Origin of the sequence: Streptomyces sp. NPDC006872, from assembly GCF_040635845.1 — a bacterium.
In the GTDB taxonomy this organism is placed as follows: Bacteria; Actinomycetota; Actinomycetes; order Streptomycetales; family Streptomycetaceae; genus Streptomyces.
Window position 1 is genome coordinate 1 of the sequence record NZ_JBEYIL010000002.1, and the last position, 14309, is coordinate 14309.

Annotated in this window: 4 protein-coding genes; all 4 read left to right on the top strand. The window is 72.8% G+C overall.

All coding sequences use genetic code 11. From position 1 onward, the window contains the following. On the top strand, positions 1-8383 hold an 8383-nt coding region (locus ABZ725_RS05095; protein ID WP_358801388.1), incomplete at its 5' end, for an SDR family NAD(P)-dependent oxidoreductase. A gap of 12 nt (positions 8384-8395) precedes the next feature. After that, a complete protein-coding gene (locus ABZ725_RS05100; RefSeq protein ID WP_358801389.1) occupies positions 8396-11254 on the top strand; it encodes an aminotransferase class III-fold pyridoxal phosphate-dependent enzyme in 2859 nt (952 codons plus the stop codon). A gap of 68 nt (positions 11255-11322) precedes the next feature. Beyond that, positions 11323-12834, top strand: a complete 1512-nt coding sequence (locus ABZ725_RS05105) for an MFS transporter (RefSeq protein ID WP_358801390.1) — start codon at positions 11323-11325, stop codon at positions 12832-12834. A 230-nt stretch (positions 12835-13064) separates the two neighbouring features. Continuing rightward, positions 13065-14267, top strand: coding sequence for an acyl-CoA dehydrogenase family protein (locus ABZ725_RS05110; RefSeq protein ID WP_358801391.1), 1203 nt, complete (start codon positions 13065-13067; stop codon positions 14265-14267). The last annotated feature ends 42 nt before the right edge of the window (positions 14268-14309 follow it).

A 14309-nucleotide genomic window follows, 5' to 3' on the forward strand; every position in this document is an offset into this window, starting at 1 on the left:
CGACGCCTGCCGGGTCGTGGCCGCCCGGGGCCGGCTCATGCAGGCCCTTCCCCCCGGCGGCGCGATGATCGCCGTCCAGGCCACCGAAGTTGAGGTCGAGGAACTCCTGCACGGACACGAGACCCTCGCCGGGATCGCCGCGGTGAACGGGCCCTCCTCGGTGGTGATCTCCGGCGTCGAGGAGGTCGTCACCCGGATCGCAGAGGAACTGCGCGGCCAGGGACGCAAGACCAACCGCCTCACCGTCAGCCACGCCTTCCACTCCCCCCTGATGGACCCCGTGCTGGAGGAGTTCACCGCGGTGGTGGAGGCGGTGGAGCTGTCGGAGCCGGTGATCGCGATGGCGGCGGGCAACGAGGACGTGCGTTCGGCCGGGTACTGGGTCGATCACATCCGTCGGCCGGTGCGGTTCGCCGACCATGTCGTACGGCTCCGTGAACTGGGCGCGACGAGGTTCCTGGAGATCGGCCCCGACGGCGTGCTCAGCGCGATGGGTCCGCAGAGCGTCGACGCGACCTTCACCGCACTGCAACGCCGGGACCAGCCCCAGGTCCGAACCGCCCTCACCGCGCTCGCCCGGCTCCACGCGGACGGGCACACCGTCGACTGGAAGCAGTTGCTCACGGGCGCCGGGGCGGCCCTGGTGGACCTGCCGACCTACCCCTTCCAGCACCAGCACTACTGGCTGGAGGAGGCGTCGGCCGGTGGCGTCGTCTCGGCGGGGCAGGCGGCCGCGAGCCATCCGATGCTGGACGCGGTGGTGCGGGTGGCCGGCGCCGACGAGGTGGTGTTCACCGGCAGGCTCTCCGCACGCACGCACGCGTGGATCGCCGAGCACGAGTTGGGCGGCCGGGCGCTGGTGCCCGGGACCGCGCTGATCGACATGGCGATCTGGGCCGGCGACGAGGCGGGCTGCGCCGGCGTGGACGAGATGGTGGTGACCGCGCCGCTCGTCATCCCCGAGACGGGTGGGGTGCGGGTCCAGGTCGTGGTGAAGGAGCCGCAGGACGGCGGGCACCGGCCGTTCGCGATCCACTCCTGCCGTGAGACCGATCAGGAGTGGACCTGTCACGCCACCGGTCTGCTCGCCCCCTCGGCGCCCGAGCCGCGCTTCGAGCTGAGCGAATGGCCGCCGGAAGGCGCCGAGCCGATGCAGACGGACGGGTTCTACGACCGGCTCGCCGAACACGGCTACGTCTACGGCCCGGTGTTCCGCGGGCTGCACACGCTGTGGCGCCGCGACAGCGCCGCCGGCACCGAGTTCTTCGCCGAGGTCACGCTGCCGGAGCACACCGACACGGCGCGGTTCGGCATCCATCCCGCCCTGTTCGACGCGGCCATCCACCCTCGGGTCGTCGCCGCGATCGCCGACGCGGGCGAGGACTTCACGCTCCAGCTCCCGTTCGTGTGGAACGGCATCAGCCTCTACGCGACCGGCGCGACCGCGCTGCGGGTGCGGCTGGTCGTCGAAGGCGAGACCGAGGGCAGGACCTCCTGCCGGGTGCAGCTCGCCGACGCGTCGGGACAGCCGGTCGCCGAGGTGCGGTCGGTGGAGGCGCGCCCGGTGTCGACCGCACTGCCGGCCGCGCGGAACGAGACGGCCGGCTCGCTGCTCGGCGTGGACTGGGTCCCGGCCGAGCTGAGCCCGACCGAGCCGACCGGGCGCTGGACCCTGCTCGGCGCCCCCGGCCGGGACGTCGACGCGACGCTGTCCGTCGACCGTTGCGCGACGCTGTCGGAGGCGGCCGGAGCCGATGTGCTGGTGGTCCGCTACGCCGGACAGCCGGACGGCGAGGTCGTCGCGTCCGTGCACGACACGGCCGTCGAGGCGCTGGACCTGGTGCGGGAGTGGCTGACCGACGACCGTTTCCTGGCCGGCCGCCTCCTCGTGCTGACCCGGGGCGCGGTGGCGACCGGCCAGGACGACGACATCGCACCCGACCTGGTGGGCGCCGCGGTGTGGGGTCTGCTGCGGTCCGCGCAGTCGGAGCATCCCGAGCGGATCGTGCTGGCCGACGTCGACGACGACCCGGCCTCGCTCGTGATCCTCCCCGCCGTGCTGGCGGCCGGCCACGATCAGGTCGCGGTGCGCGCCGGCACGGTGACCGTGCCGCGGCTGGCTCCGCAGCCCGCGACGGACGCCGTCGGGCCGAAGACGCAGCCGGAGGGCACGGTCCTGGTCACCGGCGGCACCGGCGCGCTGGGCGCCCTCTTCGCCCGACACCTGGTCACCGACCACGGCGTCACCCACCTGCTCCTGACCGGCCGACGAGGCCCCGACGCCCCCGGAGCGGGCGAACTCGCCGACGAGCTCACCGCCCTCGGCGCCACGGTACGGATCGCGGCATGTGACGCGGCCGACCGCTCGGCACTGGCCGCCGTGCTCGACTCGATCCCCGCGGAACACCCGCTCACCGGCGTCGTGCACACCGCCGGCGTCATCGACGACGGCGTCCTCACCGCGCTCACCCCCGACCGTATGACGTCCGTGCTGCGACCCAAGGTGGACGCCGCCTGGCATCTGCACGAACTCACCCGCGATCGACCGCTCGCGCTGTTCGTGCTGTTCTCCTCGCTCGCCGGCACGCTGGGCAACGCGGGACAGGCCAACTACTCGGCGGCCAACCACTTCCTCGACGCACTCGCGCTGTACCGCCGCGCCCACGACCTTCCCGCCGTCTCGCTCGGCTGGGGTCTGTGGGCCGCGGAGGGCGGCCTGCAGGCCGGGGTCGCCGCCGACGACCGACTGCGCCACACCGGCATGCGGCCCCTCTCCCCGGAGGCCGGGACCGCGCTGTTCGATCGCGCGCTGGCGGCGGACCGCCCGGTGAGCCTGCCGGTGCGGCTCGACACGCGGACGCTGCGGGGCGGGGCGGCTTCCGTCCCGCCGATGCTGCGCGGTCTGGTCGGCGGCCCGGCCCGCCGGGTGGTCCGGCGGGGCGCGGGCGATCAGCGGTCCCTTGCCGACCGGCTGGCCGTGCTGCCCGAGCACGAGCGGCAGGAGCAGATCGCCGACCTGGTGCGGTCCGAGGTGGCCGCGGTGCTCCAGTTCGGCGCGGGCGAACGGGTCGGCGAGACCGTGCCGTTCCGCGAGCTGGGCTTCGACTCCCTGACCGCGGTCGAGCTGCGCAACCGGCTGTCCACGGCCAGCGGACTGCGGCTGTCGCCCAGCGTGGTCTTCGACTATCCGACGACCTCGGCGCTCGCCCAGTACCTGCTCGCCGAGCTGAGCGGCGACCTGCGGGCGCCGGCGGCGGCCGTCGCCGCGGCCGTCCCGGGTTCCGGCGGCGAGAACGAGCCCATCGCGATCGTCGGGATGGCGTGCCGCTTCCCCGGCGGGGCCACCACCCCCGAGGAGCTGTGGCGGCTGGTCGCCGACGAGGTGGACGCGATGTCGGACATGCCGGCCGACCGCGGCTGGGACATCGAGCGGCTCTGGGACCCGGACCCCGACAAGCCGGGCACGTTCTATCCCCGGGTCGGCGGATTCGTCTACGACGCGGCCGAGTTCGACGCGGGCTTCTTCGGCATCTCGCCGCGCGAGGCGCTGGCCATGGACCCGCAGCAGCGGCTGCTCCTGGAGACCTCGTGGGAGGCGCTGGAGAGCGGCGAGATCGACCCGCTGTCGCTGCGCGGCAGCGACACGGGCGTCTACACCGGGTTGACCGCGCAGGAGTACGGGGCGGGCGCCGACGCGGCCGAGGGAGGCGCCGAGGGCTATCTGCTGACCGGCTCCACGACGTCCTTCGGTTCCGGCCGGATCTCCTACGCCCTCGGGCTGGAGGGCCCGACGATGTCCATCGACACGGCCTGCTCGTCGGTGCTGGTGTCGGTGCACCTGGCCGCCAACGCGCTGCGCAGCGGCGAGTGCGGTCTGGCGCTCGCGGGCGGCGCGACGGTGATGGCGCAGCCCATCGGGTTCGTCGAGTTCTCCCGGCAGCGCACGCTGTCGCCCGACGGCCGGTCCAAGGCGTTCGCCGAGTCCGCGGACGGCACCGGCTGGTCGGAGGGCGTGGGCCTGTTCGTCCTGGAACGGCTCTCCGACGCCCGGCGCAACGGGCATCCGGTGCTCGCGGTCATCCGGGGCAGCGCGGTGAACTCCGACGGCGCGTCCAACGGCCTGACCGCGCCCAACGGCCCCTCGCAGCAGCGCGTGATCCGCCAGGCGCTGGCCAACGCCGGGGTGGCGCCCGCCGAGGTGGACCTCCTGGAGGCGCACGGCACCGGCACCCGGCTCGGCGACCCCATCGAGGCCGAGGCGCTGATGGCGACCTACGGCCGGGACCGGGCGGCGGACCGTCCGATCTGGCTGGGATCGGTGAAGTCGAACATCGGGCACACCCAGCACGCCGCCGGGGCCGGCGGGCTGATCAAGGCGGTCATGGCCATGCGGCACGGCCTGATGCCGAAGACCCTGCACGTCGAGCAGCCGACGTCCGCGGTGGACTGGTCGTCGGGCGCGGTGCAGTTGCTGACCGAGTCCCGTCCGTGGCCGGAGCTGGACCGGCCGCGCCGGGCCGCGGTCTCCGCCTTCGGGATGAGCGGCACCAACGCGCACATCATCCTGGAACAGGCGCCCGAGGAGCCGGTCCGGGCTCCGGTGGGGGCCGAGACGTCCCTGCCGGTGGCGCCGTGGGCGCTGTCGGCCAAGTCGCCGCAGGCGCTGCGCGCCCAGGCCGCCCGTCTGCTGTCCCTGCTGGACTCCGACAGCGCGCCGGACCCGCTCGACATCGGGCTCTCGCTGGCGACCCGGTCGGTGTTCGACCACCGCGCCGTGCTCGTCACCGGGGGCGGTGCGCAGGCGCTGGCCGGGCTGCGGGCGATCGCCGAGGGCGACGCGCCCGTCGTCGGGGACGGCCGGACCGCCTTCCTGTTCACCGGCCGGCCCGCCGACCGCCCGGAACGCGCCCTGTACGAGACGTTCCCGGCCTATGCCGAGGCCTTCGACCAGACCCTGTCCGGGCTCGGGCTCGACGGGCCGGGGGACGACGCGATCCTGTTCGCCGCCGAGGTGGCGCTGTTCCGGCTGCTGGAGTCCTGGGGCGTCACGTTCGGCTGCGTGGCCGGCGCCGGGGTCGGCGAGCTGGCCGCCGCGTTCGTCGCCGGGGCGCTCCCGGCGGACGCCGTCGGCCGGCTCCTGACGTCCGGGGACCGGGCCGCGGTGACTCTCGCCGAACCGCGGTTCCCGGTGGTGTCGCTGCGGACCGGCCGGCCGACGACCGACGACGACCCGCTGGGCCTGGACGGCTCCGAGGGCGTCGCCGCCGCCGAGCGGTGGATGGCCGAGCAGCGCATGACCCGGTTCGCCGAGTCGGGTCCCGGGCAGCTGCTCGAAGGGTCGGTGCCGCTGCTCCAGGACGGCCGGCCGTCGGTGCGCCGGCTGTTCGAGGCCGTGGGCGAACTGTTCGTCGCCGGGGCGGCGGTCGACTGGACGGCCGTGTTCGCCGGCACCGGGGCCCGTCGCACGAGCCTGCCCACCTATCCGTTCCAGCGTGAGCGGTACTGGTCGGCCGAGTCCGGAGACATCGCGGGCCTCGACGCCGACTCCGCGCAGCACGCCCTGCTCGGCACGGCCGTCGAGGTCGCGGGCCGGGACGAGCTGGTGTTCACCAGCCGGCTGTCCCTCACCACCCATCCCTGGCTGGCCGATCACCGCGTCGCCGACCTGCCCGTACTGCCCGGTTCGGCCCTGGTGGACCTGGCGATCCGGGCCGGCGACGCGACCGACTGCCCCGAACTGGCCGAACTCACGGTCACCGAACCGCTCGTGCTGCCCGAGCAGGGCGGTGTGCAGGTGCAGGTCGTCACCGGCGCCCCCGGCGAGGCCGGACGGCGGACGGTGGGCGTCTACAGCCGGCCCGCCGACGGCCCGGGCGGCGACGGCGCCGCGCGGGACCGGACCTGGACCTGCCACGCCACCGGCGTCCTGGCCCCCGCCGGCGACCGGCCGCAGACCGAGCCGACCGCCTGGCCGCCGGCCAAGGCCACGGCGGTGGACTGGGCGTACGAGGACCTCGCCGACGCGGGCCACCGTTACGGCGCGGTGTTCCAGGGCCTGGAGTCCGTGTCCCGCCGCGGGGACGAGCTGTTCGCCGAGGTCCGTCTGCCCGAACCGGCCCTCGCCGGCCTCGGCGGGTTCGGCGTCCACCCCGCCCTGCTGGAGGCCGCCGTCCAGCCGCTGCTCCTCGGCGATGCACGGATCGACGGTGCGCAGAGCGATCCGCAGAGCGCGCCGGACGGCACGCCCCGGCTGCCGCTCGCCTGGGAGGGCGTCGTCCTGCACGCCACCGAGGCGACGGCCCTGCGCGTGCACCTGGCCCCCGCCGGACCGGACGCGTTCCGCCTGGCGGCGGTCGACGAGGCCGGACTGCCGGTGCTGACGGCCGAGTCGGTACGCCTGACTCCCGTCGCCCTGACGCCGAGGGAAGACGTGGCGCCGGCGCCGTCCGGCACGGCCTCGCTGTTCGAACTGCGCTGGACCACGGTCGAGACGACGACGGACGACGACGAGCCGGACACCCTGCTCGCCCTGCTGGGCGACGGCACCGGCGACGGCACCGGTGACGGCTCCCTCGACGGCTTCGGCGACTTGACCGCGGTGGCGCCGCTGAGGTTCGCCGACGTCAAGGAGGCGGCGGCCGCCTACACCCCGTGGGACGCCCTGCTGGTCCAGCCGTCACGGCCGGACCCGGCCGGTGACCAGGTCGCCGCGGTGCACCGGGCCGTGGAACGCGCGCTCGACGTGGCGCAGTCCTGGCTGACCCAGGAGGACCTGCCGGACAACCGCCTGGTCGTGGTGACCCGGGGAGCGATGGCCGTCGAGGCGGAGGACGACGTCCGGGACCCGGCCGGCGCCGCCGTCTGGGGCCTGCTGCGATCGGCCCAGGCCGAGCACCCCGACCGGATCGTGCTGGTCGACCTGGACGACGACCCGGCCGCCACCGAGCTGCTGTTCACGGCGGCCCTCGCGGGCGAGCCCCAACTGGCCGTCCGCACCGGGCGGTTGCTCGCGCCGAGGCTCGTGCCGTCGACCGCGCGGGGCACTTCGCCTGCGCCTGTGCCGGAGGCCGGCGGGACCGTGCTGGTCACCGGCGCGGACGGGCCGCTGGGCGCGCTGTTCGCCCGGCACCTGGTCACCGCGCACGGCGTGCGGCGCCTGCTGCTCGCCGACCCGCACGGGCGGCCGGACTCGTCCGCCGGGCGGCTGCGCGACGACCTGGCCGCGCTCGGCGCGACGGCCACGGTGGCGGTGTGCGACCTGGCCGACCGGGAGGCCGTGCGCGGGATGCTCGCGGGCATCCCCGCCGAGCATCCGCTGACCGGGATCGTGCACACCGAGAACGTCCTGGACGACGGGGTGTTCACCGCGCTCACCGCGGAGCGCGTCGCGCAGGTGCTGCGGCCCAAGGTGGACGGGGCGTGGCATCTGCACGAGCTGACCATGGACGCGCCGCCCGCACTGTTCGTGCTGTTCTCCTCGGTGGTCGGCGTCCTCGGCAGCCCGGGTCAGGCCAACTTCGCCTCGGCGAACGCGTATCTGGACGCGCTGGCCACGCAGCGCCGGGCCGGTGGACTGCCCGCGGTGTCGCTGGCCTGGGGCCGGATGGTCGCCGGCGGACAGTCCGGGCTGCGGGTGATCGCCGAGGACGAGGCGTGCGAGCTGTTCGACGCCGCGCTCGCCACCGGCCACGCCGTGGTCGCGCCGGCCCCGCTCGATCTCGCCGCGCTGCAACGCGACACCGCGCAGATCCCGGCGGTGCTGCGCGGGCTGGTGCCGCGCGGGGTGCGCCGGAAGGCGAGCGCCGACCTGCCGGCCGACCGCTTCGCGGACCTGACCAGGACCGAGGTCGAGGCGTATCTGCGGGACCTGGTGCGCGCCGAGGCGGCCGGGGTGCTCGGCCACGCGACCCCGGAGAACCTGCGCTGGGAGGTGTCGTTCCGGGACTCCGGATTCGACTCCCTGTCCGCCGTGCAGTTCCGCAACCGGCTGGCCGAGCAGACCGGTCTGTCGCTGCCGACCACGCTGGTCTTCGACTACGCCTCTCCCGGCGTGCTGGTGGACCACCTGCTCGAACGGCTCGCCACCGCCGACGGGGTCAGCCGCCGCTCCGCACTGGCCGAGCTGGACAAGCTGGAGGCCGTCCTGATGGCCGTCCCGGTCGACGTCGGACCGGCGGACGACACGGGGTCCGGGCAGTCCGAGATCGCCGACCGGCTGACCGCCATCCTCACCCGCTGGAACAAGGCATGGACCGACGCGCGGCCCGACACGGTCCACGGCCCCGGCGAGAGCACCGACCTGGCCGACGCGACCGAGAACGAGGTCCTCGACTTCATCGACAGGGAACTGGGCCGCTCCTCCTCCGCACACCCGAACCGCTGAACACCAGGAGACATGGTGAACGCACCGACCCGATACGCCGAAGCCCTACTGACCGGAATGCTCGGCACCTTCGGCCTGGACATCGAGTACGTCCGGGCGGAGAAGAACAGCCTGTACTACCTGGACGACACCGGTGCGGAGGTGCCGGTGCTCGACCTGATCGGCGGCTGGGGCTCGCTGATGCTCGGGCACAACCACCCGGAGATCGTGGCCTACGCGAAGGAACTGCTGGACGCGGGCTGGCCGGTGCACTCGCAGCACTCCGCGCACCCGGTCGCCGACCAGGTCGGCGCGGTGCTGAACGGGGTGCTCGGCCGGGAGTTCCCCGGCGCCGAGCCGTACGCCATCACCTTCGCCAACAGCGGCGCGGAGGCGGTCGAGGCGGCGGTCAAGCACTGCGAGTTCGACCGTGTGCTGCGGATGAAGGCCCTGTTCGAAGAGATCGAGTGGAACGTCGACGTCGCGCTGCGGGCGGTGGGCGAGGGGACCGCGGCGCTGCCGGACGACGTCTCCCTGCTGCCCGGCGATGTGCCCGTGCCGACGAACGCCGAGGAGTTCGGGGCGCTGCTCGGCGCGGTGGCCGCGCACAACATGGCGCGGGCGGGGACCGGTCCGGTGTTCTTCGCGCTGGAGCGGGCCTTCCACGGAAAGCTCGTCGGCAGCCTGCAGTTCACCTTCAACCCGCTCTTCCGGGCGGCCTTCGCCTCGCTCGGGCAGCCGGTGAGATTCGTGCCGCCGAACGACGCCGAGGCGTTCGAGAGCGCGGTCGCCGAGCAGCGGGTCAGCGTGCTCGACGTCCAGGTCCTGGACGGCCGGGTCACGCTCGTCGAGCGGGACTTCCCGGTGGTCGCCGGACTGATCGTCGAGCCGATCCAGGGCGAGGGCGGGATCCACGAGCTGACCGCCGAGTACGCCGCCCGCATCAGGGAGATCTGCGCCGAGGTCGAGTGCCCGGTCGTCGTCGACGAGATCCAGAGCGGGATGGGGCGCACCGGGAAGTTCTTCGCCAGCTCCCATATCGGGCTGCTCGCCGACTACTTCGTGCTGGGCAAGTCGCTCGGCGGCGGCATCGGCAAGACCTCCGCCCTGCTCGTCCGGCAGTCGCGCTACCGCCCCGAGTTCGAGCTGGTGCACAGCTCGACCTTCGCCAAGGACGGGTTCTCCACGGCCATCGCCCTGCGCACGCTGGAACTCCTCGAGGCCCACGACGGCGCCGCCTACGAACGTGCCGCCGAACGCGGCGAACGCATCCTGGGCATGTTGCGCGAACTGGCCGCCGCATTCCCCGACGTGGTGGCCGACGTCCGCGGCAAGGGCCTGCTCATCGGGCTGGAGTTCGCCGACCAGAGCCAGGCCTCGTCCCCGGTCATCCGGGAGAAGGCACTGGCCGGCCTGCTCGTCTTCCAGCTGGGCAGCTATCTCCAGGCCGCCCACCAGATCCGCACCGGCCCGACCGCGAGCGTGCCGAACATGCTGCGGATCGAGCCGTCGATCTACATCAGCGACGAGCAGATCGAGCAGCTGCGGGGCGGTCTCACCGAGGTCTGCACGATTCTGCGCAACCAGGACGCGCTGCCGTTGGTCCAGGTGCTGACCGGGGCCGCGGAGGACGCTCCGCGCGCGGACATCAGGGACTTCCGGCCGGCCGCGGCCGAGGAGAGCGCACCGGCCGAGCCGGCTGCCGCGAAGGTCGGGTTCGTCGGCTACCCGCTGACCCCGGACATGCTGCGGGAGTTCGACCCGTCGCTCGCCGACCTGGACGACGAGCGCCTGTTCGCCTACGCCCGGCGGTCCGAACTGCTCAAGGACCTGCCGGCGTTCGCGCCGGTCCGGTTCGACTCGCCGCAGGGGACGTCGGTGGACCTCACCGTCTACCCGCTGCTGGTGACCCAGGCGCAGCTGCGCGAGTACCAGGTCTCCGGGCAGACCTTCCTGATCGGCCTGGACCTCGACCGCCGGGTGCGCGCGGCGAAGGCCGACGGCTGCGACACCGTCGGCCTCGGGTTCGGACTCGGCGCGGTGAGCGGACACGGCGGCGCGCTGCGGGTTCCCGGGATCACGGTGACCACGGGCGGCGCGCTCACGGTCGGCTCGGCCCTGGCCGCCGTCCGGCCCGCCGCGGCCGAGCGGTTCGGCGGGCTCGACGGGACGACGGTGGCGGTCGTCGGCGGTGGCGGGCACCTCGGATCGGCCCTCGGCGCGATCAGCGCGCTGGAGGCCGCCAAGATCGTGCTGGTGGGCAGCGGCCGGTCGGGTTCGGCCGAGCGGCTGCGGGCCGCGGAGCGCCGGATCTACCAGGAGGCGTGGGAGCGGATCGCGGCCGGCGGTGCGCTCACCGGCATCCCGGCGGCGCTGTCCGTCGAGCCGCTCATCGTCCGGTGGCTGGCCGAGGGGCGGGGCGGCGACGAGCCGAGCGGCGCGCAGATCGCCGCTTATCTCGACGACGCCTACGACATCAACCCGTTCGTCGTGGTGACCGACGATCTTTTGTCGGTGCGGAATGCTCAGGTGGTGTTCTCGGCCCATTCGAGCCCGGTTTCCGTGCTCGACGAAAAACATCTCGGAGACGGTGCCGTGATCGCCGATCTGTCCTTTTTCGGGACCGGTTCCGAGGCTTCTTCGGTGGCTTCTCGTGGCGATCTACGCTACGTGCGCGGTGGTATACTTTCTGCGTCCAACCGCGGTATTCTGCCGCGTGGCCTCGGTGCCTCACAGGGTGCGGGTGAATTGTTGGCTGGGGTGGCGGAAGCAGTCACTCTCGGGTTGTCCGGCAAGAGTGGATCGATGGGCAACGGCCTCATTACCCGTGAACGGGTACACGCCATTGTCGACCTCGCGAAGCAGCACGGATTCGAGACAATTTCCACCTGATTTCCGCCAAACGCCAGTTTGCCGGCCATCGGCCGATGGTCCGGCCTGATCAATAGAGGGTAAGTGGAATGTCAGAGTCAGCAGATTCCGAGTCGAGGGTGGCGGCGAAAGGTGCGCCCGACCCCCACTACGCCAACCGTTGGTTGATCCTGGCGGTCATCGGCGTCGCGCAGTTAACGATCTTCCTGGACACGACGGTCGTCAACATCGCGCTGCCGTCTGCACAGGCGGATCTCGGGTTCGGCGACGGCGACCGGCAGTGGGTCGTCACCGCCTATGCGCTGGCCTTCGGCAGCTTGCTGCTGCTGGGCGGCAGGATCGTCGACCTCATCGGCGCCAAGCGATCGCTGATGATCTCGATCGTCGGGTTCGGCGCCATGTCGGTGCTGGCCGGCGCGGCCAACGGCTTCGCCATGCTGATCACGGCCCGCGCACTCCAGGGCGGGTTCGCCGCGCTCGTCGCACCGGCGGCGCTGTCGTTTCTGCTGACCGTGTTCAAGGACCCGAAGGAGCGGGTCAAGGCCTTCGGCGTCTACGGCGCGCTGGGCAGCGGCGGCCTCGCGCTCGGTCTGGTCCTCGGCGGCGCGCTGACCGACTGGCTGGACTGGCGCTGGTGCCTGTACGTCAACGTGATCTTCACGGCGGCCGTCTTCGTCGGCGCGCTGCTCACGATGCACAACCGGCAGGCCGAACACCGCGCGGAGCGGCTCGACCTGCCCGGCACGGTGACGGCCTCGGTCGGCCTGTTCTGCCTCGCCTACGGTCTCTCCAACGCCGACGACGGCGACTGGGGGAAGACCGACGTCTGGGGCTTCCTCGTCGCCAGCGCCGTCCTGCTGGTCGCGTTCGTGCTGTTCGAGCTCCGCTCGCGGACGCCGCTGCTGCCCATCCGGATCGTGCTGCACCGCAACCGGGGCAGCGCCTACCTGGCGATGTTCCTGCTGGGCATCGGGCTGTTCGTGCAGTTCCTGTTCCTCACCTACTACCTCCAGCTGATCCTGGAGTTCTCCGCGATCGAGAGCGGTCTGGCCTTCCTGCCGATGATCGTCGGCATCGGCATCGGCGCGACCACCATCCCGCCGGTGCTGGAGCCGAAGCTCGGGACCCGGGTGCTGATCCCGGCCGGCCTCGTCCTGGCCGCGGTGGGCTCGTTCTGGCTCAGCCGGCTCACCGTCGACAGCTCCTACCTCGGCGGTGTGATGGTCCCGTCGCTCATCGCCGGCGTCGGCTTCGGCCTCGTCGTCTCGCTGGGCGCAGCGGTGGCCACCGTCGGGGTCGAACCGCAGGACGCCGGCGCGGCGTCGGCGCTGGTCAACACCGTGCAGCAGGTGGGCGGCTCGATCGGCACCGCGCTGCTCAGCACCCTGGCCATCACCGCGGCGGACTCGTTCGTCGAGGGCAAGAAGCCGACCCCGCAGCTGATCTCGGAAGCCGCCGTGGAGAGTTACACGACGGCGTTCTTCTGGGGTGCCGTGGTCTTCCTCGGCGGGGCGATCCTCTGCGGCCTGATGTTCGACCGTCATGTGACGTCGCAGGCGGACCCGGAGGTCGGCCAACCGGCCGCCGTGCCCACCGTCTGATCCGCCTCAGCAGCTGATCGGTCCGGCCCGACGGCGGATCGTTCGGCGGCGTTCGACCGGAAACCGGTCGTCGGCCGGCACTTGGTTCCCAGTGCCAGCCCGGCGGCCGGTTTTTGGGTGCCCGGCGCTGGGACCGCAGGCCCGAAGCCGATTGACTCGTCCGTGAGACGCGGTGCGATGAGCCTCCCCGATCCGGGCCGGCCCACGACGCGCAATCCAAGGAGGACTTCGTGACAGCAGTGGCCGGTGAGCTGGCGGACGAGACGACCGTGTCCACGGTCGACGTGGCGAAGATCGTGGCGCGTACCCGCGAGCTTGTGCCGCTGATCCGCGAGCACGCGGTGAAGACCGAACAGGACCGCAGGCTCGCCGAGGAGGTCGTCGTCGCGCTGCGCGACGCCGGGCTGTTCCGCCTCACGACGCCGACCCGCTACGGCGGCTACGAGCTTCGGATGCCGGATCTTCTGTCGATCATCGCGGAGGTCGGCAAGGGCTGCGGGTCGGCCGCCTGGAACCTGGCCATCGACACCGCGTCGACCCGGTTCGCGCTGACCGGGATGCCCGAGAGCGCGCTGTCGGACATGTTCGCGGACAACCCCGACGCGTACGTCATCTCCACCGCCCACCTGACCACGACGAAGGCCTCGCGCGTCGACGGCGGATACCAGGTGACGGGCACGTTCCCGTGGAGCTCGGGCTGTGAGATCGCGGACTGGGCCTACATCCCCGTCGTGCCCATCTTCGACGGCGAGGAGCCGACCACGGACCTCGTGGGCGTCGTCGTCCCCATGAACGAGGTGAAGATCGAGCGGACCTGGCACTCGGCCGGTCTGGCCGGTTCCGGCACCCACACGGTCGTCGCCGAGGAACTGTTCGTCCCGGAGCGCCGGGCGAAGGAGTTCAGCCTCACGGATCTGCCGGGCGAGGACGACCGGGACACCATGCTCGTCCAGGGCAGCACCCAGTCGCTCGCCGCGATCGTCGGCGCGGCGCAGGGCGCGCTGGAGGTCACCCGGCAGCTGCTGGACAAGAAGCGGCCGATCACCTACGTCAACTACGAGGCCGCCGCCGACGCGCCCTCGGTGCAGATCTGGTTCGCCGAGGCCACGCACCTCGTCGAGACCGCCCAGATGCATCTGCGCGAGATCGGCGACACCTTCGACGGAGTGCCGGAGATCGACCCGATGCCGTGGGTCGACCGGGCCCGGGCCCGTATGCACCAGCGGTCCGCCCAGGAGAAGTCGCGGGAGGCCGTGGAGAAGCTGCTCGACATCGTCGGCGGCAGCGCGTTCGCCCTGTCCAACCCGCTGCAGCGGCTGTGGCGCGATATATCGGTGATGAGCCGCCACACCGCGCTCAACGCACCGATCATCCTGGAGGACTACAGCCGCGCACTGCTGGAAGTCCGCCCGTCGGTGACCCTGCTGTACTGAGACGTTCATCCGGGGTTTTCCCCCTGACGTCGATGTGAATGC

Excerpts from the sequence above, each read along its gene's own strand:
- ABZ725_RS05100 (WP_358801389.1), top strand. The coding sequence starts at position 8,396 with ATGGTGAACGCACCGACCCGATACGCCGAAGCCCTACTGACCGGAATG.
- ABZ725_RS05105 (WP_358801390.1), top strand. The coding sequence starts at position 11,323 with ATGTCAGAGTCAGCAGATTCCGAGTCGAGGGTGGCGGCGAAAGGTGCG.